The organism is Pengzhenrongella frigida (genome assembly GCF_004168625.1).
In the GTDB taxonomy this organism is placed as follows: Bacteria; Actinomycetota; Actinomycetes; order Actinomycetales; family Cellulomonadaceae; genus Pengzhenrongella; species Pengzhenrongella frigida.
Map to the genome: position 1 here is coordinate 1 of NZ_SDWW01000006.1, position 24,970 is coordinate 24,970.

The following is a 24,970-nucleotide window of genomic DNA, read 5'->3' on the forward strand; positions in this document are numbered from 1 at the left end:
TACGCTGGGCCTGCACCCGCAAACACCGCCGGGAGGCAGCCAAGAACACCGATCTGCCCGGTTAAGAACGAAGAGCCGTCAAGCCGGGGGACCTGATCCCGAGTCTGCTCGCCCTCTCGGACGTGATGGCCACCGAAGGTCGTGACCGGGTTCGGCGCCACCCACATCGTGGCGGAGCGCGGCGAGGAGGGCCTTGCCCGCGTGCGCGAGCTGACCGGCGGGATCGGCGCTGACGCAGCGCGGGAGTGCGTGGGGACCGTGGAGGCCCGCCCCCAGGTCGCCGAGGCCGACGGCGCATCCGGGCGTGGGCGCGGTCGGTCATTCGTTGATCGCCTCGATGCCGAGCTGCTTGAGCTTCCCAAGATGGTCGCGCATGTCCTTGACGTCGTCGTGGACCTCGAGCGGTATCGGCTCGTTCGCCATGCTCACCCTGAGGGTCCTCGTGCGTCCCGCACCGGCGGCGCTGCCACGTCCGACACCCAGACCGCGGGGGCGATCAGGGTGCGGGTCCACAGCTCGGCGAGGTGGCCACCGATCCGCTCCGGGCTCCAGCCCCGGCGGGACAGGAGCGAGTAGTACTCGGAGCTGTTCGTCGACCACACGATGTCGGCCACCTGCTGGTCGGCGAGGTCGCCGCGGACCTCGCCGGTCGCGCGCAGGTCCTGCGCGAACAGCAGCATGTTGCCGGCTCGGCGCTCCTCGAGCCGCGCCCAGGTCTGCGCACACCCCGGATCCGTGCGGCTGGCGTCGCGCAAGGCCTCCTGGAGCGGGGCCACGACGGGAAGGAGCCGGGCGAGAGCGCTGGAGTAGATCGCGATCTTCTCCAGCGCTCCGTCGGCCGCCCGGATGCGCTGCACGTAGTCCCGCTGCTCGGCCGGGAGCGGCCGGTCGGCATCGCCCAGCACCATGTCGATCACGGCGAGGACGAGCGCCGGCTTGCGTCCGACGCTCGTGTAGATGGTGTCGACGGCCACGCCGGCGCGCTCGGCGATCCGGGCGATCGGGCAGCCGTAGCCCTCGGAGGTGAACAGCTCCCGCGCGGCGAGAAGGACTGCGTCGCGGGTCGCGTCCGCCTGGGCGGAACGGACCTCGGACCGGTAGCTGCGCCTCTTGACTGTCGACGTCACGGGTCTATCGTAGTTTCATCCGAAGTCACTTCGGACGAATCGCGTCCAACGAGTCTTCCGGAGGAGGATCGATGGTCATCGAGCGGATCGACACCGTCGTCGTCGGAGCCGGACAGGCAGGTCTGGCCGTCGGCTTCCACCTTGCGCAGCAGGGTCGCTCGTTCGTGCTCCTCGATGCGCACGAGCGCGTCGGGGACTCCTGGCGCCAGCGGTGGGACTCCCTGCGCCTGTTCACCCCCGCGCGTTACGACGCGCTGCCCGGCAGCACGTTCCCCGGGTCCCCGTGGTCGTTCCCGTCGCGTGAGGAGTTCGCCGACTACCTCGAGCGCTATGCCGTGCAGCACGGCCTCCCGGTCCGTCCGAGCACACCGGTTCGGCGCCTTGCCCGGGACGGAACGGGGTACGTCGTCGAGGTCGACGGCGGCAGCCTGCGGGCGGACCACGTCATCGTGGCGGCCGGCTTCGACCGTCTGCCCCAGACGCCGACCTTCAGCGCCGAGCTCGAGCCGACCATCACCCAGCTGCACTCGGCGGAGTACCGCAATGCTGAGCAGTTCCCCGACGGCGACGTCCTGGTGGTGGGAGCAGGCAACTCGGGTGCGGACATCGCCCTGGAGCTGTCTCGCACCCACCCCGTGCATCTCGCCGGCAGGCACCCGGGGCAGGTGCCCTTCCGGATCGAGCGCCCGACCTCTCGGCTCCTCAGCATGCTGGTGTTCACCGCCTTCGCCCACGTCCTCACCACGGGCACGCCCATGGGGCGGCGCGCCCGGCCCCAGGTGCTCGCCCACAGCGGGCCGCTGATCCGGGTCAAGACCGGCGACCTCGCGGCCGCCGGCGTGCACCGGGTACCGCGGGTCGTCGGGGTCCGCGACGGGCTGCCCGTGACCGAAGGCGGCCAGGTGCTGCGGGTCGCGAGCGTGGTCTGGTGCACGGGGTATCGGCCGGACTACTCCTGGATCGACGTTCCGGTGTTCGGGGCCGACGGCCTGCCCGTCCACGACCGCGGAGTGTGCCCGTCGCAGCCGGGCCTGTACCTTCTCGGCCAGCTGTTCCAGTACTCGCTGGCCTCCTCGATGATCCACGGCGTCGCTCGCGACGCGAAGCACGTCGCGGACCATCTCGCCCGCGCCACGAAAGCGGCGACGGCGCCAGGCGGACGACTCGACCAGCCCGCCGCCGATCGTCCGGGGCGGCATGAGGACTCGGGGGCCGAGCCGACCGGGGTGCCGAAGGCCTGAGGCGCGCCGCCCCAGGCCCCGGGCATCGAGGTGTCCGGGGACCTTTGCCCCTTCGGTGCGGCTCCCCGCGGTGCGCACACTGGGCATGGAGGGGCTGCCATGGCACCTGTCTTCGCCGATCCCCAGGCACACCGCGCCCGCCAGGCCGGGCGGTCGCGTGCGGCCTGGGCGGACAACCTCAAGGTCGTGCTCGTGATCGGCGTGATCGTGGCGCACGTGACCATCGCCTGGACCGGGGTGGGCAACTGGGTCTTCACCGAGGGACCGGTGCGGGAGCCGCTGTTCAGCCTGCTCGTCCTGGCCTCCGCCGGATCCCTGTTCGGCCTCGCGGTGTTCTTCATGCTCGCGGGCATGTTCACGCCGCAGTCGCTCGAGCGCAAGGGTCTGCGCAGGTTCCTCATCGACCGCACCCTCCGGCTCGCCGTGCCGATGCTGTTCTTCATCGTCGTCCTGGCGCCGTTCGTCGAGTGGGCCGACCCGGAGCGCGCCGGCTGGGACCGCGGGTTCGCGGCGTACACGGTCGAGGTGGTCTGGTGGTCCTGGCCGGTGCCGCCTTCGTGGGGACCCACGTGGTTCCTCGCCGTGCTGCTGCTGTTCTCGGTGGTGTACGCCCTCGTGCGGCAGCTCGTCCCCCGTCGCCCGGCGGCCACACCGCTGCGCCGCCGGTATCTCGTCGCCGCTGCGGCGACCGTCGCCCTCGTGAGCTGGTTCGTGCGGTTCGAGATCCCGGTCGGTGACGAGGTCGGCCGTCTGGCCCTGGGGCAGGCGCCCGCGTGGGTCACCGGCTTCGCGCTCGGGGTGGTCGGGGCGGAGCGTGGCTGGTTCGATCCGATCGAGCCGGCGATCGCGGGCTGGGCGCGACGGGTCGGGATGACCGCCATCGTGGGTGCAGCGCTGGTCATCGGCGTGGCCGGGGTGCTCGACGCCGATCTGGACGCCTTCGCCGGGAACGACACCTGGCAGTCGCTCGTGCTCGCCGTGATCGAGGGCGTGCTCGTGGTCTCCATGCCGCTGTGGCTGGTGGACGTGTTCCGTTGGCGGTTCGACCACCAGGGCCGCCTGGCGCGGGAGGCCAGCCGCGCAGCGTTCGCGGCCTTCGTCGTGCACCAGATCGTGCTGGTCGGGCTGGTGCTCGCGAGCCATGCCGTGCGGCTGCCCCCGGAGGCCGAGTGGCTGGCGGTCAGCGTCCTCGGGGTGCTGGTCTCCTTCGGTGCGGGTGCGCTGCTGACGCGCATCCCCGCGGTCGGCCGATTCGTCTAGCGCGCCACCATCGCGAGCACCGTCCGCACCGGTTGTGGAGGACGAAGCCCTGTGGATGACCGGAGCGGCCGGGGGGACCGGCATCTACGGTCGGGTCTCGCACGGAACCGAGGAGGCCTCAGTGGTGCACATCGACGATCCCCGGGACACCGCTTGGCTCGACCAGCACGCGCAGCTCGTCGCGGAGCAGATCCGCGTCTACGGCGTCCATATCTCCTACGTGATCGGGGACCCGCGAGCGCGACGGACCTCGATCGCGTACACCGTGGGCCTGTTCGGCATCGGCCACCCCGAGGTGCTGGCGGTCGGGCTCGACCCGGATACCGCGATGTCGCTCCTCAACGAGGTCGCGGCCCGGGTCCGCCGGGGCGGTCAGCTCGTCGTCGGTGAGCTGCTGGCGTTCGACCGCTGGCCCCATCGCGTCGTGGTCGAACCGTCGCCGAACCCCGGCCAGATCGTGTTCACCGCGAACCGGCACTACCAGCGGCCGGACGAAGCCTCGGTTCCGGTGCTGCAGCTGACGTACGACGACACGGCCGGGCGATTCCCCTGGGACGACGGGTATGCGGTTCCGCCCTGGGTCCAGCCGCGGCCGGGCCGCTTCACGGCGTGACGAGCGCCCACTCAACCGGAGGAGGTGGCAAGAGTCGGCCTCGTCGACTAAGGTAGACGAACTAGTACGTCTACTAAGGAGTCCGCCATGGGCACGCTCGAGTCAACGACCGCGCAGCCCCCCGCGCGCTCGACCGTCCCCGGTGTCGACACCCGTCGTCGCACGGTCGGGCGCATCGCGCTGGGGAGTGTCCTCGTCTTCGCGGGGATCACCCACCTCACCGTGAGCCGCCAGGAGTTCCAGGCGCAGGTGCCGACCTGGGTGCCGCTCGACGCCGACGCGGTGGTTCTCGCCTCGGGCATCGTCGAGATCACGCTCGGCACCGCCCTCGTCGTCGTGCGCCGCCGACGTCGTGCGATCGTCGGCGGGCTGGCCGCCGCGTTCTTCGTCGCGATCTTCCCCGGCAACATCTCGCAGCTCGTCACGCACACGGATGCGTTCGGCCTGGACACCGATGCGGCTCGCGCGACCCGGTTGATCTTCCAGCCGCTGCTCGTGGTGTGGGCGCTGTGGTCGACGGGTGCCTGGCGGACCTGGCGGCACCACCGTGGCGGCGGCCGGTCCGCATGACGGCCGAGATGATGATCCGCTCGGCACCGTGCGCATGGTCGCACTCCGACCCGGTGAGCGACCCGTGGTGACCGTCGAGGGCCTGTCGGCGCGGACCTCGTCCCCGGTCGTCGGGCGACCGACGCGCCAGGGTGGGCAGGCCGAGGCGGCCCGACGCATCCTCGACGCGGCCGGGCCCCTGTTCTACGGGCAGGGGATCCGGGCGGTCAGCGCCGACGCCGTGATCGACGCCGCGGGCGTGACCAAGACGACGTTCTACCGGCACTTCCCGACCAAGGACGACCTCGTCGTTGCCTACCTCTCGGCGGTCTCCGCGGCCGAGCAGCGCGCCGTCGCGGATTGGCGCGCCGCCTACGCCGGTCGGCCCGTCGAGGTGCTCAGGATCTATGCCCGGACGTTGGGGGAGGAAGCGTGCGGCGCCGGATTTCGCGGGTGTCCGTTCCTCAACGCGGTCGCCGAGTACCCCGACGATGCTCATCCGGTGCATGTGGCCGTCGAGAGGCACCGGACCTGGCTGCGAGGGGCCGCGCGCGAGGTGCTCGAGCAGATGGGCGTCGAGGATCCTGACCTGACCGCCGTCGAGCTCGTGATGGTGCGCGACGGGGCGATGGCCGCCGGGCGTGGGGTGCCCGCGACGCGGGTGACGGCGGCGCTGCTCCGTGCGGGGACGGCGATCGTGCGCGCGGCGTCGCCGGGAGCCTGAGCCGGGGTGGCTTCGGCGCCGTTCGGGATCGACCTGCGGGCTCGCACGCCGCCCAGGCGGCCGACGCGCCGCGGATGGATGATGGAGACGAGGACGGTTCTTCGGTGGACGGAGCACCGATCCCCACAAGGGACGTGCATCGTGCGCCGGCAGCATCTGGGTGGGATCTCCCTCGTGATCGTCGCTTCGTTGGGTCTCGGGGGGTGCAGCCCCGGTCCACGAGATCCAGCGGAGGCGCCGCCGACGTCGGCCATCGAGACCCCGGCCATGCCCTCGCCCTCGAGAACGGCCCCGACGCCCGCACCGACCGTGCCCGCACCGACCGTGCCCACCGCGGCGGGTGATCTCGCCCCCTTCGTCGACGCGGCCCGCTCCGCTGACTCGCGGCTGCGGGAGGCGGCAGCCCTGATCAACGGCGCGGTGCGTTCGACGGCGGTGGTGGTGGACGCTCGCACGGTCGCCGCGGTGCAGGCCGCCGAGCCGGAGCAGGTCGCGGCGACCATTCCCCCCGGGATGCCGGAACCGTTGCTGCGCGCCGTGCTCCTGACCTACAGCGACCTCGTCTCGCGATACGCCGCGATCAGCTCCTTCCGAATCGCGGCGGGCACCTACCCGCGCGAGGAGCCCTCGGCCGACGAGATGATCGGGTGTCTGGCGAACGGGTCACCGGCGGCGGCACGCTTCGACGCGGACCTTGGCGCCGTGGCGACGTCGGCGGGCGAGACGCCACCCGTCGGTGGGGTCGATCCCGCCTCGTTGGCGGCCGCCGAGCTCGCGGTGCGGCTGGCGGACATCGAGCTTCGCAACGTCGGGTGTGGCTCGTGCGGCGGGTACGTGTCGACCACGTTCGTCCCGATCCGCTGGGACGATGCGGCGCCCGGCCTCACCGCGCGGTCCGGCCTGCTCGGCGACGTACGGTTCGAGGCCGTCCAGGTCTCCGGAGGTGGCTGGACGGCGGAGCTCAACGCCTGCTGACCGCGGTCACCAGGGTCCCGCCGGGCCCGCGGACTGCACCCGGTCGCGCCCGTCGGCCTTGGCGCGATACATGAGCTCGTCGACCCGGCGCAGCACCGACGTGGCGGACTCGTCGTGCTGCAGCTCGGTGACCCCGAAGCTGGCGGTGACGCGCACCCCGACCGCCACCGTCAGCTCCTGGGGCAGGGCCTGCCGCAACCGCTCGGCCAGCTGGACCGCCTGGTGGTGGTCGGTGGCCGGCGTGACCAGGACGAACTCCTCGCCGCCCAGGCGGGCGAGCACGTCGCCGTCGCGCACCGTGCGGGCCGCGACCTCGGCGACCACCCGCAGCACCTGGTCACCCAGGTCGTGCCCGAAGGTGTCGTTGACCTGTTTAAAGTGATCGAGGTCGAAGTACACGACACAGACGGGGTGGGAGGGGCTGACGAGCCCCGCCTGGTGCCCGAGCTCCTCGAGGAGGCGGCGCCGGTTGGCGATGCCGGTGAGCTCGTCCAGGTAGGCCATGTCGCGCATCCGGGACGCGGTCGCATCGGCGCGCGCGGCGTCGGCCACCGCCGAGGTGACGTGCTCTTTCGCCCTCGACAGCACGAGAAGCAGGACGAGGAACACGCCGAGGTAGACGCCGTAACGCAGCGACTGCCAGACGTAGAAGGCTCCGCCGGGTCGCTGCCCCAGCGCCGTCGCGATCACCGCGGTGATGAGGGCGGCATAGACCGTGCCGTGCACGAGTGCGGTGCGGGTGCTCTGGAACAGGAAGCCGACGATGAGGCACACCACCACGCCGAGGAGCGGGGTCGGCAGCAACAAGGCCCAGGCGGTCGCGGCGTCGGGTGCCTGCGCGATCCGGCCCAATGCGATGACGACCCACAACGCCTCGAGCAGCACGAGGATCGCCAGTGCCGCGCGAATGGCCCACTCCTGCCGACGGAGCAGGATCCACGCGAAGACCAGGAGCACCGCGCCCAGCGGCGGGTAGCCCCAGTGCACCCAGGGGTCCTGGGGCCCCTCCCGGTACCAGGTGCCGGCGATGATCGGGGCGCCCACCGCGATGCCGAGGGCCACGACGCGTCGGGCGAGCCCGGCGAGGTCGACACCTGGCTGGGACGCGGGCCATCCGGTACGACGCTGCACGAGCCCTCGCCTCCCGCCACCTGGTCACCGGTCGGGTAGACCAGGTGTGCTCCGGGCGGGGTGGCGTCGGCCGGCCGGGGCGCACATTCTTGCACCGTCCGGGCCCAACGCCCCTGGTCGGCGATGTCGGCGCGCTGCGAACGTGAGGCAGGTGCAGATGTCCGGAAAGCAGATGTCGACGATGGGGGTACGGCAATGCGTCGGTGGATTCAGCTGACAGGGGTGGCCGTGGTCCTGGCGGGCACCCTCGTGGTCGTGACCCGGTCGAAGGGCACAGCGGGCAACGGTGCGCGCCGGGTCTTCTGGTCCGCGTTCGCCGGGGTCCCGAGCGGGCGGCTCGGCACTGTCGGCGCCCGGGTGTTGGCGAAGCGGTCGTCGTACTTCGCTGCCATGGCCGAGGAGCTGGCCCTCCAGCCCGAGGATGACCTGCTCGACGTCGGCTGCGGAGCCGCGGGCCTGCTGGCGCAGCACGCCTCGCAGGTGCGCTTCGTCGCCGGCCTGGACCTCTCGGAGATCCAGCTGCGGATGGCTCGACAGAACCTCGCTGATCGGATCGCCGCCGGGACGGGCGAGATCGTCCAGGGCGATGCCACGGTGCTGCCGTGGGACGACGGGCGGTTCAGCGTCGTGGCCTCGCTGGACTGCGTGAAGTTCCTCCGGGATCCTGCGCAGGCGTTGCGGGAGATGTATCGGGTGCTTCGGCCCGGTGGGCGCGTCGTGCTCGGGTTGGGCAAGCGGGTCAAGAACGAGGCCGAGTCGAGCACGGTCGATGTGTGGGGCGAGTGGCAGTGGAGCGATGCCGACGCGCGGCGGTTGATGGACGAGGCCGGCTTCGTCGACGTCGTCGTCTCCTTCCTCCATGCGGGGCCGAAGGAACAGCTCGTGCGGGGGACCAGACCGGGCGCGGGTCAGGGCTTGGCGTAGTCGGCGTACCCCTGCCAGTCGACCAGCACGCACGGTTCGTCACCGAGCGTCCACGCGTCGTGCCCGGGCGCCATCTGGGCGAGGTCGCCGGGCCCGAACTCCATCTCCTCGCCGTCGTCCATCACGACCTTGATCCGCCCGGACACGACGTACGCCAGGTGCGCCGCCTGGCAGCTGTCCGTCTTGGCGATCGGCTTGACGTGCTCCGACCATCGCCAGCCGGGCTGGAACGTGGCCCGTCCGACCGGCGCCCCGTCGAGGTTGACCATCTGGAGCTGCCCCGTGCCGCCCACGAACGGTCGCGTCTCCTCCGGTGCGTCGAAGCTCTTGCGGATGAGTCCTGACATGGTGTCCTCCTGGTCGACGTGCTGGATCGCGGACCTCACCTCAACTCACCTCACCTTGCCGACATCGAGCTCGAGGCGCGAGTCGACGGCCGTGATCAGCGCGCTACCGCGCAGGGAGTGGCGCCGAGGTACTCCGCGGCCGCATCGGGCGACAGGGGGCGGCTCAGGTAGTAGCCCTGCGCCTGGTCGCACCCGACCCGGGTGACGACGTCCAGCTGTTCGCGCGTCTCGACCCCTTCCACCACCGTGGTCGCGCCGATCGCGCGGGCGAGCTGGACGATGAACGCGAGCATCTCCTGGTCGCCGGGCAGTCGGCGCGTGAACGACTGGTCGATCTTGAGGATGTCGACCGGCAGGTCGCGCAGGTACGCGAGCGAGCTGTAGCCGGTCCCGAAGTCGTCGACGGCGACGCGCACCCCGCGCGCGCGCAGCGCACCGAGCTGGCGCAGGCTGTGCTCGAGGTCGACCATCAGCACGCTCTCGGTGATCTCCAGCTGCAGGGCGGTCGGCGGCAGCCCGACGTCGCTCAACACAGCCGCGACGTCGTCCACACAACCGGCCTCGGCCAGCTGGCGGGCCGAGAGGTTCACCGCCACGGTCAGGGGGCGGCCGGTCTCGTCCCGCCACCGCCGGACGGCGGTGCACGCTGCCCGCAGCACCTGCTCGCCGAGGGCGTGGATGAGGCCGAGGTCCTCCGCCATCGGGATGAACACCGCGGGTGACACGTCACCGTGCCCCGGCCGGTGCCACCGGGCGAGGGCCTCCACCCCGACCACCTCGGGGCGAGACGGCTCTCCGTCGGGCCCGGGCTCGCCCAGTGCCAGCACGGGCTGGTAGGCAACGGTGATCTCGCCCTGGTCGACGGCCCGGCGCAGGGCGCCATGGAACTCGAACCGCTCGCTCACGCTGGTGCGGAGCCGAGCGTCGAAGACCGCGACCCGGTCGCGACCGGCGTCCTTCGCCTGGTACATCGCGACGTCGGCATCCCGCAGCACGTCCGCGGCATCCTGCTCGCCGGCGACGCAGATCGTGACCCCGACCGACATGGTCGAGGTGATGATCCGGTCCCCGACCTCGATCGGATCGCGCAGGACCCCGCAGAGACGCTCCCCGACCGCCTTCGCCTCCTCGAGGTCGGTGACCTCCTGGCACAGGACGGCGAACTCGTCGCCTCCGAGCCGGGCCACGGTGTCGCCCGCGCGGACCACGCCGGTGAGCCGCGCGGCCGCCGCGCGCAGCAGGTCGTCGCCGGCGGCATGGCCGAGGGAGTCGTTGATCACCTTGAACCGGTCGACGTCACAGAACAGGACGGCCACCACACCCCCGCCCCGCGTGGCCTGCTGCAGGGCGACCTCGAGCCGGTCGCTGAAGAGCGCCCGGTTGGGCAGGCCCGTCAGGGCGTCATGGGTCGCCGAGTGGGCCAGGGCCCGTGCGGCCTGACGCTGGTCGGTGACGTCGATGACGACGGCCCCGACGCCGAGAACCGTGCCACCCAACCGCACCGGGAAGTAGCTCGAGGTCCACGCTCGCTCACCGTCGGTCAGCTCGACGTCCCCGACCGGCTGACCGGACATCAGCACGCGGTGGAGGTTGAGTGCCAGCGGCGGCGTCGAGGTGGCGATGTCGGTCACGGCCCGCCCGAGGTGCTGCTTGACCGGCAACCCGGCGAGCGCGGCCATGGCGTCGTTCAGGCGGCGGAACCTGAGGTCGAGGTCCCAGAACCCCAGCCCGACGGGTGTGGCATCGACGTAGGTGTCGAGCAGGGCCAGAGCCCGGTCTCGGTCCGCCACCGCCGCGCGATAGGCCGAGGCCGCGGTGTGCACGAAGGCCGCGACGAGCGCGAGAGAGAACGCGCGCACGAGGGCGACCGGGGCGGGCCCGTCGGCCGCCTCGAGCGGCAGCAGCGCGAGATAGGTGATCGGGACGACGACGGCGACCAGCCGGCCGATCTCGCGCGGCAGCACCAGCGGGTACACCGCAGCCAGCACGAAGTACCAGAGGAGAAAGTAGCCGCTGACGTGGTCGTTCAGGGCCATGAGCAGGTAGCCGAGCACGAGGATGGCCGCCGCCCGCACGGTCACGCTGGCCGGCCCCTGCCAGCCGACCAGGCCCACCACGCCGAGCACGACGAGGATCGCGACCGCACCGTTGATGGCTGACGCCCATCCCTCGTCGGCGACGACCTGGATCGCGAGCGCATGGACGGCCAGCGCGAGGCAGGTCAACGGTTCGAGGAAGCGGAGGCGCTGAGGAACGCTGGTGCGGCGCGGGTCGGGATCGTCCGCGGGCCGCCATGCGCCCTCCGTGAGGGACTCCGCTGACATGTGCGAAGGCTACCGGGATCACGGCAATTCGGTCATACAGGCTTATCGAACAGCCCAACGCCGAGTAAGCAGCGTCGAGCACGTGGCGGGGCCCCGGCTAGGGTCGTCGCGTGAACACGCAGCCGCTCGGGCCGCCGATCCGGTGGGGCATCATCGGCGTCGGCGACGTCACCGAGTCGAAGAGCGGTCCAGGCTTCCAGGAGGCGCGCGGCTCCGAGCTCGTCGCGGTGATGCGCCGCGACGGCGCCAAGGCCGCCGACTACGCGCGCCGGCACGGCGTGCCGCGGTGGTACGACGACGCGGACGCCCTGCTGGCCGATCCCGACGTCGACGCCGTCTACGTCGCCACCCCGCCGAGCTCGCACCACGACTACACGGTCCGGGCCGCGGCCGCCGGCAAGCCGGTCTACGTCGAGAAGCCGATGGCGCGCACGGCGGCCGAGTGCGAGTCGATGATCAGCGCGTGCGAGGCGGCGGCGGTCCCGCTCTTCGTGGCCTACTACCGGCGCGCGATGCCGAGGTTCGTCACCGTCAACGACCTGCTGCACGGCGGCGCGCTCGGCGACGTGCGCGCGGTGACTGTGCGCCTGCAGAGCCCGGCGCCCACCTGGGGACCGGGCCCGATGCCGTGGCGGCTGCAGCCCGAGATCTCCGGCGGGGGCCTGTTCGTCGACCTGGGGTCGCACACGCTGGACCTGCTGGACCTGCTCCTCGGGCCGATCAGCCACGCGAGCGGCGTCGCGACCAGCCGGGACGGGCGCTACCCGGCGGAGGACACGGTGGCCGCCACGTTCACCTTCGGCTCGGACGTCGTGGGCGCCGGCCTGTGGGACTTCAACGCCCAGGATCGCCTGGACGAGATCGAGATCATCGGCTCGGCCGGCACCCTGCACTTCTCCTCGTTCGGGCAGGAACCGCTGCGGCTGACGACGTCGACCGGGCTGCGCGAGATCGCCGCGCCCTACCCGCAGACGGTCCAGCTGCCCCTGATCCAGACCGTCGTCGACGCCCTCACCGGGCGGGGCGAGTGCCCGAGCACGGGAGCCAGCGCGCTGCGCACCGCACACGCCGTCGACTCGATCCTCGCCGCCTACCGGGACGCGAGCGCCCCCAGGGCCTGACTACTACGGGGGTCAGCGGGGTCGGCAGGGCACGTAGACGAGGGTTCGGGGCTCGGCCACCTCGGGGCCGTCGAGGTAGGTCTCCCACGGCGGAGCCGTGGCCTCCCCGTCGTGGTCGACCAGCCACGCTTGCGCTGCCTCGTACGCCGCGGCGACCGCGCTGTACGGGCCCGTGTGCAGCACCACGATGGCAGGACCGGCGGGGAGCGTGGCGGGCAGGACGCGGCCGCTCGGTTCCACCGGCCCGGTGGCCGGGAAGCCGGGCTCGACCTGGAAGCCGTCGGGGGTCGGCACGTAGCACCCGAACGGCGGGCCGGCCGGGTGCAGACCCTGGGCGCCGATGACCTCGATCACCTCCCCGAACACCCCGCCGAGGAACTCGGCGATCCCCGCCTCCGGCACGACGGCGCGCACGACTGCCGTCGGCTGCTCTTCCAACGCGACCCGTTCGACCCGGTAGTCCATGGATCCCACCCTGCCAACCGCACGCCTCGGCGGCGAGTCGAGGGCGAGCTCGTCGGGCGGCGCCGAGTCGACCGTTGTAGCGTCGATCTCATGCCCAGACCTGTGCATTTTGAGATCCACGCCACGGACCCTGACGCCGTGCGAACCTTCTACGAGTCGGTCTTCGGCTGGCGTTTCGAGCAGTGGGGCGACATCCCCTACTGGCTGGTGAGCACCGGCGACGGCGACCCCATGTCTGGTGTGCCGTCCTCCGAGCCGGGGATCGACGGGGGGCTGGTGCAGCGCGCCGCCGACCGCCCGGCCGAGGGGCAGCCGGTCAACGCCTTCGTCATCACCGTCGACGTGCCCGACTGCGCCGCCTACGTCGACAAGGCGGTGGCTGCCGGGGCCACGGTCGCGCTCCCGCTCGCGGCGACGCCGGGGGTGGGCTGGCTCGCCTACGTCAAGGACCCGGACGGCAACCTCCTCGGGCTGATGCAGGCGGACCCGACCGCGGCCTGACCCCGCGATCGCCGCTCCCGTTGTGCGCGGTCGGCCGCTGTGCCAACGTGGTCGTTTCGCCGTTCGACGCCAGCCGAGACCGCATCGGGAGCAACGCATGTCGACCGAACAGAGCACCAGACAGTTCCGTGGGCCCGCGCTCGGGCCCCACGACCCGGGGTACGACGAGGCGCGCACCGTCGTGATGGGTGGGATCGATCCTCGGCCCGACCTCATCGTCCGGGTGGCCGACGCCGACGACGTCGCCGGAGTGATCGAGCTCGCCCGCCAGGCCGGGAGCGAGCTCGCCGTCCGCTCGGGCGGGCACAGCGGCGCGGGCCACAGCACCACCGACGGCGGGATCGTGCTGGACGTGCGCGATCTGGACTCGTTCGAGATCGATGTGCCGAGCCGGACGGCGTGGGCGGGGGCGGGCCTCACCGCGGGCCGGTACACGACGGCGGCCGCCGAGCACGGGCTCGCCACCGGATTCGGCGACACGGGGTCGGTCGGGCTCGGCGGTCTGACGCTCGGAGGAGGGGTGGGGCTGCTGTCCCGCAAGTACGGGCTGACCATCGACAGCCTGCTCGCCGCCGAGGTGGTGACCGCCGACGGCGAGCTGCTGCGGGTCGACGACCGTTCCCACCCTGATCTGTTCTGGGCGATCCGGGGCGGCGGGGGGAGCTTCGGCGTCGCCACGCGGTTCCAGTTCCGGCTGCACCCGGTCGACGACGTCGTCGGCGGAATCCTGGTGCTGCCGGCCACCGCGGAGGTCGTCGCCGGCTTCGTCGCCGCGGCCGAGGCGGCACCGGACGAGCTCACGACGATCGCCAACGTGATGACCCTCCCGCCGGTGCCGTTCGTGCCGGCAGAGCACCATGGCAGCCTCGTCGTGATGGCGCTGATCTGCTTCGCGGGCGACCCGGGTGCGGCGGACCGGGCACTGGCACCGTTCGTCGACCTGGCGCCGCCGCTGGCCAACCTGGTCGCGCCGATGAAGTACGCGAACATCTTCCTGCCGGAGGATCCCGACTACCACCCCACCGCCGTCTCGCAGACGATGTTCATGAAGTCCGTCGACCTCGACACCGCGACCACGATCCTCGATCGCCTCGCCGCCTCCGACGCGACGATGCGGGTGACCCAGCTGCGGGTGCTGGGGGGAGCCATCGCCCGGGTGGCGCCCGCAGCCACCGCGTACGCCCACCGGACCAGTCGCATCATGGTCAACGTGGCCGCGTTCTACGACGGTCAGGACGACCGGCCCGCGAAGGCCGACTGGGTGGCGGACCTGGCCCGGGCGATTTACCAGGGCGACGACGGCGCGTACGTCAACTTCCTCGCCCAAGACGGTCAGGCCGGCGTCCGCGCCGCGTACCCCGGCCAGACCGGGGACCGGCTCGAACGGATCAAGGCCACCTACGACCCGGGCAACGTGTTCCGCCGGAACCAGAACATCAGGCCGGCCACCGGCCCCTGACTGACGTGATTCTGCCGCCGGAACTGCGGCCCGACTCGCTCACAGACTGAGCACGTTGCCGTGGCGGTCGGTGAACTCCCAGCCTCCGCCGGGCTTCCAGGTGATCTCGATGCCGTCGTCGTGCACGGTTTCGTGGTGGTGCCAGCACAGCAGGACGCCGGTGGTCGCGTCGGTATCCCCGTGATCACGTGCCCAATGAATGCGGTGATGCCCCTCGCACAGGCGCGGCGGAGCCTGACAGCTCGGGTACTGGCAATGCTTGTCTCGTGCCACGATCGCTCGCCGGAGCTGCCCGGCGAATGTTCTTCTCGACCGTCCGACATTCAGTAGCTGTGAATCCGGTCCGAACACGACTCGGCTGACCTCGCCGTCACACATCAGCCGGTCCAGCACCGCGCGCGGCACCGCCTCGCCGTCCTCGAACACCGCCGGACTGACCAGCGCCGGATCCACCAACCCCTGATCCGTCACCCCTGGGCCTATCAGTGCCGGATCCACCAACCCCGGCGTCGGCAGCCCGTGGCAGGAGGGGTCGCTCACACCAGCCGCGGATGCCAGTGCCATCAAGGTCGGGTACTCGACCAGCACGCTCAGGTGCGGGCGCACCGTGGCGCTGGACCCCGCCAGGCCGTGGTCCAGGCTCAGCCGTGCCAGGTCCGACAGGGCCCCGGCCCGGCGCTGGGAGGAGGTCCGTTCGTCGTCGGCCGCGGGCACCCCGGCGACCGCCTGCAGCGCCACCAGCAGCGCCTGACCGTGCTCGGTGGTGAGGAAGCCCGACAGGTGGGTGCCACCGGTGGTGGGTGACACGTCGAAGAACTCGCGCTCGGTCGCGTCCTTGTATCCGCGCTCGTCGGCCTCGGGGTCCGCGGCCGCTGCCCACCGCCGTGCCACCAGCCGCAACGTGTCCGCGCTCATCATCGAGGCCTGGTCCAGCAGGAATCTCTCCCCGACGGGCTGGTCCGGATCTGCGAGCACCTCGCGGCGCCGCGCGCTGGTTGCGGCGGCCGACACGAGGATCTCCGCCTGCTCCGTGCTCACCCGGTCAGGTCCGCCCGAGGCGACCGCCACCGCGGTCAGCCGCAGCTCGTCGCGCAGCGCCTGACCCAGCCGCACCAGCCGCTTGGAGCGGGCGCTGGTCAGGTGTGCGCGCCGCGCGAGCCAGGACGGGAACGTCCGCGCCCCGCCCGTGGCCCACCACCCTTGCGCCTCCACGACCGGCAGCGCCTTGACCGCCACGGCCTGCAACCGGTCCGCGAGCTCGTGGGCGGCGTCGAACAGTGCCAGGGCCTGCGATCCGGCCAGGCTGTCTGATCCGGGCAGGTCTGCGGCGGCTATCTGCGCCAACGAGTCGACCTGTTCCCGGATCAGCGCCAACCGCTGCGCGACCGACACGTCGTCAGCCGGGCGTGGCCGCTCGCGGTCGGGCGGTGGCGTCGACGGGGTGGCAGCGCCCTCCTGAGCGGCCATGTCACCACCTCCGTCGTCGGCCCGAAGAATCGATTTCCCGTGGCTCAAACTGTAGGGGCAGCCACTGACATTCCCGGCCCGTCGTCGGGCATTCGTTGTGAATCCCGAGAAATGCGTCCAAATCTGTGGACGGGGGCCATTGTTTAATGACCTGTGGTCGGCCCGATTTACCGGCCGACCGGCAATTCTCGGTGCCCCGGCCCGCGGTCAGGGCCCGGCCCGCGCGCCCTGGCGCAGCCGCGCCCCGCTAGGGTCCCTCCCGAGCGTGGTGACCGTCGTGCGAGGGAGCGTCAGTGAACAGCAACGCAGCGCAGTTCGCGCTCGACCCGCGGCTGACCTACCTGAATCACGCGTCGTACGGTGCGCCGAGCCTCGCCGGACTTGACCACGCAGACCTCGAGCGGCGGTACCTCGAGCGCGACACGGCGCCACGCCTCGGCGGCGAGCTCCTCGATCGCCTGCGGACAGGCGCGCAGGCGGTCGCCGCGAGGCTGGGCGCCGAGCCCGGCTCGGTGGCGCTCGTGGCCAACACGACCGAGGGCGCCGCTGCCCTGGCGAGCTCGGTGCCGCTGGGCGCGGGGGACCGCGTCCTCATGCTCGACGTGGAGTACTCGTCCGTGATCCGCGCGTGGCAGGTGCGCTGCGCCGCGGTGGGAGCGCACCTGGACCTGGTCCACCTTCCGCTCCCGGCCACGGAGGAGTCCGTGCTGCGGCTGCTCCGCGGCGCCGACCCGCGCGTGAGGGTGGCGGTGATCAGCGCGATCACGTCGTCCACGGCCCTGAGGCTTCCGCTCGCCCGGGTCGCCGACTGGGCCCGCACCGCGGGGGTGGAGCTGCTCGTCGATGGTGCACACGCGATGGGCCATCTCGAGCTCGACGTCTCCGCAGTGCCGTGCGGGGCGGTGTTCGGGTCGCTCCACAAGTGGCTGCCGGTGCCTCGGTCGGTGGGGTTCCTCTGGCTCGCCCCGCACCTGCGGGACCTCGTACGGCCGGCCGCCATCTCGCTGTACTGGGATGCGGACGACCTCGTCGAACGGTTCGGGTGGCGCGGGACGTGGGACCCGGCGCCTGCCCTGGGGCTGGGTCGCGCCTGGGCCGAGCACCAGCAGTGGTCCGAGTCGGGGCACCTGCTCCGGGCGGCGGCCCTCGCGAGCGAGGCCGGCGACGTGCTGGGCGAGCTGGGGCTCGTCCCGACCTGCGACGGCGCGCTCCTGGCGCCGCGGCTGCGCGCGTTCGCTTGCCCGGACCTCGCTCTGGCGGACCTGGACGCGGCCCTCCTGCGGGACGGCGTCCGGGCGTGGACCGGGCTGAGCGCCGCCGGGCAGACCCTGCTGCGCGTGTCGACGCACGTGTACAACGACGGCGACGACCTGCGCGCCCTTGCCCACGCGGTCTCGATCGCCCGACCCGCCCGATAGCCGGGTGAGCCGCTTTCCCCCGCCTAGGGTGGGCCGATGACCAAGCGGAGGAGCAAGAGCACACGCGACCGGAATCGACGGCGAGCCCTCGGACGAGGACACGCTCCCGCGCGGAGCTGGGCGTTCGACGGCGAGGTCCCGAGCGAGAGATGGTCCCGGACCCGGAAGATGTGGTTCGGGATCTACGTGGGGAGCTGCCTGCTCGTCACCGCCGCCGCCGTGGTCGTCGCCGTGCTCGTGGGGTCGGACGTGGCCGTCATCGCGGTCTCGGTCGCTGCCCCGGTCCTGTTCGGCCTCGTCGGCCTGGCGATCTTCGGCATCCAGCCCGAGGACGACGACCTCGTGCGGATCATGGCGGCGGGATGACCTCGGGTTCACCCGGCGGACGGTCGCGGTCGCGAGCGGCGTAGGCGAACGCGGGAATCCGGGCCCGGGCGACAGTACGCTCGCAGCCTCGGCAACGGCGCCGGGGCAGCGCGGCCCGGATGGAGTGACGCATGGGGACCTCCCCGGACGACCAGCCATCGATGGAAGCCGTGGATGCGGTCACCGACCTCCGCCACCTGGAGCCCCTGGACCGCTACCGCGGCCAGCTGCTGGACGCCGTCGGGCGCCGGCTCGCGGACGGGGACGACGCGCTCGTGGTCACCGCAGCGATCGCCGAGGCGAACACCGCGCTGACGCGGCGACTGCTGACCCTGGGCGAGGTGCATCTCGGCCCGCCGCCCTGCCGGTACGCGTGGCTCCTGCTGGGATCGCAGGGGCGCGGCGAGCAGCTGCTCTCCAGCGACCAGGACAACGCCATCGCGTACGAGAGTCCCGGGCCGTCCGACGAGGCGGCTGCGGGCGAGTACCTCGGCGCGCTCGCGGACCTGGTGGTGGGCGGGCTGTATCGCGCCGGGTTGCCGCGGTGCGCCGGCGGTTACATGGCCACGAACTGGCGGCGTCCGTTGGCGGAGTTCCGGCGGTTGTTCCACGGCTGGATCGAGGAGCCGGAGCCAGGTGCCCTGATGCAGGCCGAGGTGTTCCTCGACGTCCGGGCCTGCCACGGCGACCTGCCGATCGACGATCTGGAGCATCTGCTGCACCTCGGGGGGACCCGAGGATCGTTCCAGGTCCAGATGGCCCGCGCCGCGCTCGCCTTCCGGATCCCACCGAACACGCTCGGGCGGTTGCGGTCGCCGGGCGCGAGCCTCGACCTCAAGCGGGGCGGCACCGCCGCGATCGTGCTCCTGGCGCGGCTGCATGGCCTCGCGGCCGGTTCGTCGGCGCGCAGCACGGTCCTTCGGCTGCGGGCGGTGGACGGCACGTTGAGCCCGCCGGACGCCCGGGACCTCACCGACGCGTACCGGTTCCTCACCGGGCTCCAGCTCCGCCACCAGGTGGAGCAGGTGGCCGGCGGGCTGACGGCGGACAACCTCCTTCGCCCGGACCGGTTGACCAGCGCGGAGCGCAAGCAGCTGCGGACCGCCCTGCACGTGGTGCGGGACGTCCAGGAGGTCACCGCTCGGCGCTTCGCCCTCCAGACCGTGACCTGAGGTGGGCGCCATGGACCACGGGCGGGGAACCGCGCGAGCGCTCGTCGCGGGGATCGCGCTGTACTGCGCACTGGTCGCCGCCGTCCTGGGCCTGCTCCTGTGGGGCGGGCTCACCGTCCCCGCGCGCGACGCGGTGCTGGGTTCCGCGCGCGGGCAGGTCGCGCTCCTTGGCGTCGTGGCCGCCGTGGCGCTCGTCGGGTTCATCGCGCTGGTGTCCGCCCTCGTGGGGCGGTACGCCCGGACCGCCGCGCGCCTCACCGCCGAGACCCGGCTGCTGCTGCACGCGAACCCCGACCTGCACCTCGATCGGTCCGGACCGCCCGAGCTCGCCGAGCTCGCCGAGGCCATCGAGCAGCTGGCGGAGCGGCGTCGCGTCGCCGAACGGGAGGTGGACGCCGAGGTCGGCGCCGCGCGGGCCGGTCTCGAGCAGGAGCGCAACCGACTGGCGACCCTCATGGCCGAGCTGGCAGTCGCCGTCGTCGTATGCACCCTCGACGGGCGGATCCTGCTCTACAACACCGCTGCGCGGTCCCTCGTGGACGACGACGACGCCGTCGGGCTGGGCCGGTCCGTGTTCGACCTCATCGACCGCGATCTGATCACCCGCGCCGTCGACCGCTTCGCGGCCGGCTCGACCGAGGCCCTGGTCGTCACGACCCAGCGCGACCGGCAGACGCTGCGGGTCCACCTGGGAGCCGTCCGCGGGTCGGCCGACGAGGTCGACGGCTTCGTCCTGCTGTTCGAGGACCTGACCGGCCCCGCGCCCGCCCGCAGCCCGCGGACGCCCCGTCACAGCACACCGCTCAACGCCGCCAGCCGGCCCGAGTTCTACGACTTCCAGCTCTTCGACTGGGCGCACGGGCCGTCCGCGCACCTCGGTCGGTCGCTCGGCGAGGTCAGCTACACCGTCTTCGACACCGAGACCACCGGTCTCGACCCGGTGCGTGGCGACGAGATCATCTCCGTGGGCGCCGTCCGGATGGTGAACGGGCGCCTGCTGCGGCGGGAGACGTTCGAACGTCTCGTCGACCCGCGGCGCTCGGTCCCGGCGAGCTCCACCGCCATCCACGGGCTCACCGCCGACATGCTGGCGGGTCAGCCGACGATCGATGCGGTGCTGCCGGCGTTCGCCCGCTACGCCCAGGACACCGTGCTGGTGGGGCACAACGTGGGCTTCGACCTGCAGTTCCTTCGGCTGAAAGAGGCCCGGACCGGCGTGCGGCTGCGCCAGCCGGTGCTCGACACGCTGCTGCTCGACGCGGCCCTGCACCCCGACCACGACGACCACTCCCTCGAAGCGATCGCGGCGCGGCTCGGCGTCGAGGTGGTGGATCGCCACACCGCGCTGGGGGACGCGCTGGTCACCGGGGAGGTCTTCGTGCGGCTGCTCACGGTGCTGCGGGCGCGCGGCGTGGCCACCGTGGGTGAGGCCGCCGAGCTGTCCCGCGCCACCCTGCAGGCACGGGTGGGCCGGTCACAGTACGGCACGCCGGACGGGTGAAGGACCGCGGCGCGTTCGTGCACGATCTTGGCAGATGACGCCTACAGTCCCACCAGGTCCTGTGCAAAACACAGGGCTCTCCGACCAAGCAATGACGCTACGGCCAGAGGAGCTTTTTACGATGGAACATGATCGTCAGGCGGCAATCACGCCCCCCACCCCGATCGAGGCCAAGTACCTCGCGGTGCAGCGGTCCGAGGAGTTTCAGGATCTTCGCCGGCGCTATCGGGGGTGGGTCATTCCCGTGACCGTCGGTTCCCTGCTCTGGTATCTGGCCTATGTGCTGCTCGCGGCCTATGCCGCCGACTTCATGGGGACACCCCTGTTCGGCAACATCAACGTGGGGCTCGTGCTCGGTCTGCTCCAGTTCGTCTCCACCTTCGCAGTCACCGCCCTGTACCTCCGCTACGCGAGCCGGGTCCTGGACCCCGCGTCGTTGAAGATCCGCGAAAAGATGGAAGAGGAGGGTCTGCTGTGAGAGTCCTCGCCGAGTCCACCCAGGTAGGCAACTCCGGGCTGAACCTCGCCATCTTCGGTGCGTTCGTCCTGGTCACGATGGCCTTCGTGATCCGCGCCGGCCGCACGAACAAGACCACCGCCGACATGTACACCGCCGGCGGCGCCTTCACCGGGCGGCAGAACGGGATCGCGATCTCCGGCGACTACCTGTCGGCCGCCTCGTTCCTCGGCATCGCCGGCGCGATCGCGCTCTCGGGCTACGACGGCTTCCTGTACAGCGTCGGCTTCCTGGTCGCCTGGCTGGTCGCCCTCCTGCTGGTCGCCGAGCTGCTGCGCAACACCGGCCGGTTCACCATGGCCGACGTGCTGGCCTTCCGCATGCGCGAACGCCCGGTGCGCACGGCCGCCGCGACGTCGACCCTGGTGGTGTCGTTCTTCTACCTGCTCGCGCAGATGGCCGGCGCCGGTGGGCTGGTGGCGCTCCTGCTGAACATCACCGACCGCACCGGTCAGAGCATCGTGATCGCCGTCGTCGGCGTGCTCATGATCACCTACGTGCTGATCGGTGGCATGAAGGGCACCACCTACGTGCAGATCATCAAGGCGGTCCTGCTCATCGCGGGCGCCGCACTCATGAGCGTGTGGGTGCTTGCCAACTACGGCATGAACTTCTCCGACCTGCTCGGTGCGGGGGCCGAGGCGGGCGCCTCGCTCGAGCCCGGGGCCAAGTACGGCCTGACGGACATGTCGAAGCTGGACTTCGTCTCGCTCGCGCTCGCCCTGGTCCTCGGGACCGCCGGGCTGCCGCACATCCTCATGCGGTTCTACACCGTGCCGACGGCCAAGGAGGCCCGGAAGTCGGTGGTCTGGGCGATCGGTCTGATCGGGGTCTTCTACCTGTTCACGCTCACGCTGGGCTACGGCGCTGCCGCCCTGGTCGGACCGGAGCGGATCGCGGCGTCACCCGGTGGGGCGAACTCGGCGGCCCCCCTGCTGGCGTACGAGCTCGGCGGGACCTTGCTGCTCGGGATCATCTCGGCCGTCGCGTTCGCCACGATCCTCGCCGTCGTCGCGGGGCTCACCATCACGGCGTCGGCCTCGTTCGCGCACGACATCTACGCGAGCGTCATCCACAAGGGCAATGCGCCGGCCGGCGCGGAGGTCCGGGTTGCGCGGATCTCCGCCGTGGTCGTCGGGGTGGTCGCCATCGGCGGCGGGATCGCGGCCAACGGGCAGAACATCGCCTTCCTGGTGGCGCTGGCCTTCGCCGTCGCGGCCTCGGCGAACCTGCCGACGATCCTGTACTCGCTGTTCTGGAAGCGGTTCAACACCCGGGGCTGCCTGTGGAGCATCTACGGCGGCCTCATCATCACGCTGACCCTCATCGCCTTCTCGCCGGCGGTGTCGGGCAGCCCGACCTCGATGTTCCCGAACGCGGACTGGCAGCTCTTCCCACTGTCCAACCCGGGTCTCATCTCGATCCCGGCGTCGTTCCTGCTGGGCTATCTCGGGACCATCACGAGCAAGGAGCACCTGGAGAACAAGGCCGCCGAGATGGAGGTCCGCTCCCTGACGGGTGCGGGTGCCGAGAAGGTGGCGCTGAAGCACTGATGCACCTGCGTCGACGGGCGGCGGCCGCCCCGGCCCTGGCTCTGCGGCTCCCTCGGCTGGACGGGAGCTCGTGGCCGGACCACCGGGCGGTCGGTCGCGCGTCGTTCGAGGTGAACACGCTGTACGAGCTGGGGTATCGGGAGGCGTTCGAGCCCGAGGCGCACGCCATCGCCGAGGCGATCGTCGACGAGGTGCTGCCGTCGATCGCCGTCGATGCCCCGGCCGCGGACGAGCCGTTCCTGCGCCGCACCTTCCTGGTTGCGGCGCAGGTCGGCGCGGGGATCGGGATCGTCGAGGCGCGGACCACGGGCCTGGGCGAGCTGGAGACGGACCGCCGGATCTGGGGCGCGCTGTGGCACGCGCTGCAGGACCTGCCGGCCCTGGCGCCGCCGCACCGGTTCATCGCCGCGTACCTGATGCAGTCCGGCCACTACCTCGCGCGCACCGGGGTCGCGGCGATCCCGCTGCTGCTGGCCGGGCTCGACGGCGAGCCGCCGGGCTCGTCGGCCTAGCCCGTCGGCATGGCCCGTCGGCCTCGTCCGGCGGCACGGACGCGTGGGATCCCGGCGCGAGCTCGCACCGGGGGCCACACTGGACCTCGTGCCGATGCCCGAGGTCCTCCCGCGTCTCGAAGACGCTCCGCTCGTGCTGCGGGAGTTTCACGCCGGCGACGTCCCGCTGATCCAGGACGTCGCCACCGATCCGTTCATCCCGCTGGTCACGTCCGTGCCCGCGACACCAGAGCTACGGGCCGCGCAGGACTTCATCAGCCGCCAGCGGGCCCGGCTGCGCGACGGCGAGGGCTACTCGTTCGCCATCGCCGACTCGACCACGGACGAGGCGTTCGGGCAGGTCGGGCTCTGGCTCTCGAACCTCGGGCAGGGCAGGGCCAGCGTCGGCTACTGGGTGGCGGCCCGCCATCGTGGCCACGGCGTGGCCACCCACGCGCTGCGTATGATCTCGGCCTGGGGCCTGGACCTGCCGGGCGTGCACCGCCTCGAGCTGTACGTCGAACCGTGGAACGACGCGTCGTGGCAGGTGGCGGAGCAGGCCGGGTTCGAGCGCGAGGGCCTGCTCCGCAGCTGGCAGACAGTTGGCGCGGAACGCCGTGACATGTACATGTACTCCCGGCTCAGGCGCGACCGGAGCTAGGGGCCTGCCGGGAGGTCAGTCGTCCTCGTCCGTGACGCTCAGCGTGACCTCGACGTTGCCTCGGGTCGCGTTCGAATACGGGCAGACCTGGTGCGCCTGCTCGGTCAGGGCCAGCGCCTCCGCCCGGGGCAGGTGAGGCAGGGAGACCTCCAGGGTGATCGCCAGGGCGAACCCACCGCTCGCGGACGGGCCGATCCCGACCTGGGCGCCGACCGCGGAGTCGGCGACATTCGCGCCCGCCGCGCGGGCGACCAGCTGCAAGGCCGAGTGGAAGCACGCGGCGTAGCCCGCCGCGAACAGCTGTTCCGGGTTCGTGCCCTCCCCACTGCCGCCCATCTCCTTGGGGAGGGCGAGCTCGAGGTCGAGCCGACCGTCGGACGTGCGGGTCCGGCCGTTGCGGCCCTCGCCGGTCGCCAGGGCCTCAGCGGTGTACAGGATGTTCATCAGATCTCTTCACTGTGGTGGGGGGAGTGCAGGGTGTCGCGTACGCGCGTCAGGGTGACGCGCAGCTGGTCGAGCTCGGGGACGGACAACCCGGTCGCGAGCGCCAGCCGACCGGGAATGTCGGAGGAACGCTCCCGCAGGGCGGATCCAGCGGGGGTGAGGTGGATGTGCACGCGGCGCTCGTCGGTCGCCAGCCGTCGGCGTTCGATCAGTCCGAGCGACTCGAGGCGCTTGAGGAGCGGCGACAACGTGCCGGAGTCGAGCTCGAGCAGGTCGCCCAGCTCACGGACACCGCGGTCGTCGCGCTCCCAGAGCACCATCAGGACCAGGTACTGGGGGTAGGTGACGCCGAGGTCGGCCAGAAGCGTGCGGTATGCCGCCGTGATCGCCCGGGACGCCGAGTACAGGGCGAAGCAGACCTGTCGGTCGAGCGTGCTGTCGTCGGGCATCTCCGAACCATAGCCCACAACTAGGTTGTGCACCACTGACAAGACCCGGTTGGGGCTTCACCATGAAAGGCCGTATTTTCCGAAGGTATTTGTCGGCAAATGATCAGGGCCACCAACGGTGCCATTTTGCGAGGTGGCGGGGGTTCGCATCTTCGTTCAGTAGTGTTTCG

26 protein-coding genes are annotated in these 24,970 nt (G+C 71.8%); 18 read left to right on the forward strand and 8 right to left on the reverse strand.

Annotated elements, in window-relative coordinates:
• Positions 1 to 425 precede the first annotated feature (425 nt).
• Positions 426 to 1,127: a TetR/AcrR family transcriptional regulator gene (locus EUA98_RS03450; RefSeq protein ID WP_130101277.1), complete on the reverse strand. Its 702-nt coding sequence runs from the start codon at positions 1,125 to 1,127 to the stop codon at positions 426 to 428.
• 71 nt (positions 1,128 to 1,198) lie between these two features.
• On the opposite strand from EUA98_RS03450, the gene EUA98_RS03455 reads away from it, so the two are divergent.
• The 6 genes from EUA98_RS03455 (at position 1,199) to EUA98_RS03480 (ending at position 6,489) form a co-directional block, all read left to right on the forward strand.
• Positions 1,199 to 2,368: a flavin-containing monooxygenase gene (locus EUA98_RS03455; protein ID WP_130101278.1), complete on the forward strand. Its 1,170-nt coding sequence runs from the start codon at positions 1,199 to 1,201 to the stop codon at positions 2,366 to 2,368.
• A gap of 99 nt (positions 2,369 to 2,467) precedes the next feature.
• Positions 2,468 to 3,628 (forward strand): acyltransferase family protein, encoded by a 1,161-nt coding sequence (locus tag EUA98_RS03460; protein WP_130101279.1) that lies wholly within the window; start codon positions 2,468 to 2,470, stop codon positions 3,626 to 3,628.
• A 34-nt stretch (positions 3,629 to 3,662) separates the two neighbouring features.
• Positions 3,663 to 4,241 carry a DUF4262 domain-containing protein gene (locus tag EUA98_RS03465; RefSeq protein ID WP_130101280.1) on the forward strand — a complete coding sequence of 193 codons (579 nt, stop codon included), beginning with the start codon at positions 3,663 to 3,665 and terminating at the stop codon, positions 4,239 to 4,241.
• Between the two features lie 87 nt (positions 4,242 to 4,328).
• The gene (locus EUA98_RS03470) at positions 4,329 to 4,811 is read left to right on the forward strand and encodes a DoxX family protein (protein ID WP_130101281.1); all 483 of its coding nucleotides are present in this window, start codon (positions 4,329 to 4,331) and stop codon (positions 4,809 to 4,811) included.
• 34 nt (positions 4,812 to 4,845) lie between these two features.
• On the forward strand, positions 4,846 to 5,514 hold the full coding sequence (locus EUA98_RS03475; RefSeq protein WP_130101282.1) for a TetR/AcrR family transcriptional regulator: 669 nt from the start codon (positions 4,846 to 4,848) through the stop codon (positions 5,512 to 5,514).
• A 309-nt stretch (positions 5,515 to 5,823) separates the two neighbouring features.
• A complete protein-coding gene (locus tag EUA98_RS03480; protein ID WP_130101283.1) occupies positions 5,824 to 6,489 on the forward strand; it encodes a hypothetical protein in 666 nt (221 codons plus the stop codon).
• 6 nt (positions 6,490 to 6,495) lie between these two features.
• On the opposite strand, the gene EUA98_RS03485 is transcribed toward EUA98_RS03480, so the two are convergent.
• Positions 6,496 to 7,620 (reverse strand): GGDEF domain-containing protein, encoded by a 1,125-nt coding sequence (locus EUA98_RS03485; RefSeq protein WP_130101284.1) that lies wholly within the window; start codon positions 7,618 to 7,620, stop codon positions 6,496 to 6,498.
• A 195-nt stretch (positions 7,621 to 7,815) separates the two neighbouring features.
• Here EUA98_RS03485 and EUA98_RS03490 point away from each other — a divergent pair, with 195 nt between their 5' ends.
• Positions 7,816 to 8,544 (forward strand): class I SAM-dependent methyltransferase, encoded by a 729-nt coding sequence (locus tag EUA98_RS03490; RefSeq protein WP_165372699.1) that lies wholly within the window; start codon positions 7,816 to 7,818, stop codon positions 8,542 to 8,544.
• Here EUA98_RS03490 and EUA98_RS03495 read toward each other — a convergent pair.
• A complete protein-coding gene (locus tag EUA98_RS03495) occupies positions 8,529 to 8,930 on the reverse strand; it encodes a cupin domain-containing protein (RefSeq protein WP_242511251.1) in 402 nt (133 codons plus the stop codon). The two genes, EUA98_RS03490 and EUA98_RS03495, sit on opposite strands and share 16 nt — an antisense overlap.
• A 56-nt stretch (positions 8,931 to 8,986) precedes the next feature.
• Positions 8,987 to 11,215: a putative bifunctional diguanylate cyclase/phosphodiesterase gene (locus EUA98_RS03500; protein WP_130101286.1), complete on the reverse strand. Its 2,229-nt coding sequence runs from the start codon at positions 11,213 to 11,215 to the stop codon at positions 8,987 to 8,989.
• 110 nt (positions 11,216 to 11,325) lie between these two features.
• Here EUA98_RS03500 and EUA98_RS03505 point away from each other — a divergent pair, with 110 nt between their 5' ends.
• Positions 11,326 to 12,336, forward strand: coding sequence for a Gfo/Idh/MocA family protein (locus EUA98_RS03505; RefSeq protein WP_130101287.1), 1,011 nt, complete (start codon positions 11,326 to 11,328; stop codon positions 12,334 to 12,336).
• A 12-nt stretch (positions 12,337 to 12,348) separates the two neighbouring features.
• Here EUA98_RS03505 and EUA98_RS03510 read toward each other — a convergent pair whose 3' ends face one another.
• Entirely contained in the window at positions 12,349 to 12,801 is a 453-nt protein-coding gene (locus EUA98_RS03510; RefSeq protein ID WP_165372700.1) for a GyrI-like domain-containing protein, read from the reverse strand.
• A 90-nt stretch (positions 12,802 to 12,891) separates the two neighbouring features.
• On the opposite strand from EUA98_RS03510, the gene EUA98_RS03515 reads away from it, so the two are divergent.
• Positions 12,892 to 13,302 carry a VOC family protein gene (locus tag EUA98_RS03515; RefSeq protein ID WP_130101289.1) on the forward strand — a complete coding sequence of 137 codons (411 nt, stop codon included), beginning with the start codon at positions 12,892 to 12,894 and terminating at the stop codon, positions 13,300 to 13,302.
• A gap of 97 nt (positions 13,303 to 13,399) precedes the next feature.
• Entirely contained in the window at positions 13,400 to 14,761 is a 1,362-nt protein-coding gene (locus EUA98_RS03520; RefSeq protein WP_130101290.1) for an FAD-binding oxidoreductase, read from the forward strand.
• 39 nt (positions 14,762 to 14,800) lie between these two features.
• On the opposite strand, the gene EUA98_RS03525 is transcribed toward EUA98_RS03520, so the two are convergent.
• Positions 14,801 to 16,228: an HNH endonuclease signature motif containing protein gene (locus tag EUA98_RS03525; RefSeq protein WP_130101291.1), complete on the reverse strand. Its 1,428-nt coding sequence runs from the start codon at positions 16,226 to 16,228 to the stop codon at positions 14,801 to 14,803.
• Positions 16,229 to 16,521: 293 nt separating this feature from the next.
• Here EUA98_RS03525 and EUA98_RS03530 point away from each other — a divergent pair, with 293 nt between their 5' ends.
• From EUA98_RS03530 to EUA98_RS03565, 8 genes are all read left to right on the forward strand, one after another.
• Positions 16,522 to 17,646, forward strand: a complete 1,125-nt coding sequence (locus EUA98_RS03530) for an aminotransferase class V-fold PLP-dependent enzyme (RefSeq protein ID WP_130101292.1) — start codon at positions 16,522 to 16,524, stop codon at positions 17,644 to 17,646.
• 168 nt (positions 17,647 to 17,814) lie between these two features.
• Positions 17,815 to 18,012 (forward strand): hypothetical protein, encoded by a 198-nt coding sequence (locus EUA98_RS03535; protein WP_130101293.1) that lies wholly within the window; start codon positions 17,815 to 17,817, stop codon positions 18,010 to 18,012.
• 131 nt (positions 18,013 to 18,143) lie between these two features.
• A complete protein-coding gene (locus tag EUA98_RS03540; protein WP_130101294.1) occupies positions 18,144 to 19,184 on the forward strand; it encodes a DUF294 nucleotidyltransferase-like domain-containing protein in 1,041 nt (346 codons plus the stop codon).
• Between the two features lie 10 nt (positions 19,185 to 19,194).
• Entirely contained in the window at positions 19,195 to 20,685 is a 1,491-nt protein-coding gene (locus EUA98_RS03545) for a 3'-5' exonuclease (RefSeq protein ID WP_130101295.1), read from the forward strand.
• 121 nt (positions 20,686 to 20,806) lie between these two features.
• Positions 20,807 to 21,163 carry a DUF485 domain-containing protein gene (locus EUA98_RS03550; protein ID WP_130101296.1) on the forward strand — a complete coding sequence of 119 codons (357 nt, stop codon included), beginning with the start codon at positions 20,807 to 20,809 and terminating at the stop codon, positions 21,161 to 21,163.
• A complete protein-coding gene (locus EUA98_RS03555) occupies positions 21,160 to 22,755 on the forward strand; it encodes a monocarboxylic acid transporter (protein ID WP_305038278.1) in 1,596 nt (531 codons plus the stop codon). The genes EUA98_RS03550 and EUA98_RS03555 overlap by 4 nt, the downstream gene beginning before the upstream one ends.
• Positions 22,755 to 23,267 (forward strand): hypothetical protein, encoded by a 513-nt coding sequence (locus tag EUA98_RS03560; protein WP_130101297.1) that lies wholly within the window; start codon positions 22,755 to 22,757, stop codon positions 23,265 to 23,267. Before EUA98_RS03555 ends, EUA98_RS03560 begins: the two co-directional genes overlap by 1 nt.
• 94 nt (positions 23,268 to 23,361) lie before the next feature.
• Complete coding sequence (locus EUA98_RS03565) at positions 23,362 to 23,907, forward strand: GNAT family N-acetyltransferase (RefSeq protein ID WP_130101396.1); 546 nt, start codon at positions 23,362 to 23,364, stop codon at positions 23,905 to 23,907.
• A gap of 15 nt (positions 23,908 to 23,922) precedes the next feature.
• Here the strand turns inward: EUA98_RS03565 and EUA98_RS03570 are convergent, their stop codons facing one another.
• Entirely contained in the window at positions 23,923 to 24,351 is a 429-nt protein-coding gene (locus EUA98_RS03570) for an organic hydroperoxide resistance protein (protein WP_130101298.1), read from the reverse strand.
• Complete coding sequence (locus EUA98_RS03575; RefSeq protein ID WP_130101299.1) at positions 24,351 to 24,800, reverse strand: MarR family winged helix-turn-helix transcriptional regulator; 450 nt, start codon at positions 24,798 to 24,800, stop codon at positions 24,351 to 24,353. The genes EUA98_RS03570 and EUA98_RS03575 overlap by 1 nt, the downstream gene beginning before the upstream one ends.
• Positions 24,801 to 24,970 lie beyond the last annotated feature (170 nt).

What these genes read in the sequence shown, in the direction of transcription:
- EUA98_RS03500 (WP_130101286.1), bottom strand. Translation starts at nt 11,215, where the DNA reads ATGTCAGCGGAGTCCCTCACGGAGGGCGCATGGCGGCCCGCGGACGAT.
- EUA98_RS03510 (WP_165372700.1), bottom strand. Translation starts at nt 12,801, where the DNA reads ATGGACTACCGGGTCGAACGGGTCGCGTTGGAAGAGCAGCCGACGGCA.
- EUA98_RS03565 (WP_130101396.1), top strand. Translation starts at nt 23,362, where the DNA reads ATGCCCGAGGTCCTCCCGCGTCTCGAAGACGCTCCGCTCGTGCTGCGG.
- EUA98_RS03545 (WP_130101295.1), top strand. Translation starts at nt 19,195, where the DNA reads ATGGACCACGGGCGGGGAACCGCGCGAGCGCTCGTCGCGGGGATCGCG.
- EUA98_RS03540 (WP_130101294.1), top strand. Translation starts at nt 18,144, where the DNA reads ATGGGGACCTCCCCGGACGACCAGCCATCGATGGAAGCCGTGGATGCG.
- EUA98_RS03460 (WP_130101279.1), top strand. Translation starts at nt 2,468, where the DNA reads ATGGCACCTGTCTTCGCCGATCCCCAGGCACACCGCGCCCGCCAGGCC.
- EUA98_RS03575 (WP_130101299.1), bottom strand. Translation starts at nt 24,800, where the DNA reads ATGCCCGACGACAGCACGCTCGACCGACAGGTCTGCTTCGCCCTGTAC.
- EUA98_RS03475 (WP_130101282.1), top strand. Translation starts at nt 4,846, where the DNA reads ATGGTCGCACTCCGACCCGGTGAGCGACCCGTGGTGACCGTCGAGGGC.
- EUA98_RS03455 (WP_130101278.1), top strand. Translation starts at nt 1,199, where the DNA reads ATGGTCATCGAGCGGATCGACACCGTCGTCGTCGGAGCCGGACAGGCA.
- EUA98_RS03520 (WP_130101290.1), top strand. Translation starts at nt 13,400, where the DNA reads ATGTCGACCGAACAGAGCACCAGACAGTTCCGTGGGCCCGCGCTCGGG.
- EUA98_RS03515 (WP_130101289.1), top strand. Translation starts at nt 12,892, where the DNA reads ATGCCCAGACCTGTGCATTTTGAGATCCACGCCACGGACCCTGACGCC.
- EUA98_RS03570 (WP_130101298.1), bottom strand. Translation starts at nt 24,351, where the DNA reads ATGAACATCCTGTACACCGCTGAGGCCCTGGCGACCGGCGAGGGCCGC.
- EUA98_RS03550 (WP_130101296.1), top strand. Translation starts at nt 20,807, where the DNA reads ATGGAACATGATCGTCAGGCGGCAATCACGCCCCCCACCCCGATCGAG.
- EUA98_RS03535 (WP_130101293.1), top strand. Translation starts at nt 17,815, where the DNA reads ATGTGGTTCGGGATCTACGTGGGGAGCTGCCTGCTCGTCACCGCCGCC.
- EUA98_RS03470 (WP_130101281.1), top strand. Translation starts at nt 4,329, where the DNA reads ATGGGCACGCTCGAGTCAACGACCGCGCAGCCCCCCGCGCGCTCGACC.
- EUA98_RS03560 (WP_130101297.1), top strand. Translation starts at nt 22,755, where the DNA reads ATGCACCTGCGTCGACGGGCGGCGGCCGCCCCGGCCCTGGCTCTGCGG.
- EUA98_RS03490 (WP_165372699.1), top strand. Translation starts at nt 7,816, where the DNA reads ATGCGTCGGTGGATTCAGCTGACAGGGGTGGCCGTGGTCCTGGCGGGC.
- EUA98_RS03525 (WP_130101291.1), bottom strand. Translation starts at nt 16,228, where the DNA reads ATGGCCGCTCAGGAGGGCGCTGCCACCCCGTCGACGCCACCGCCCGAC.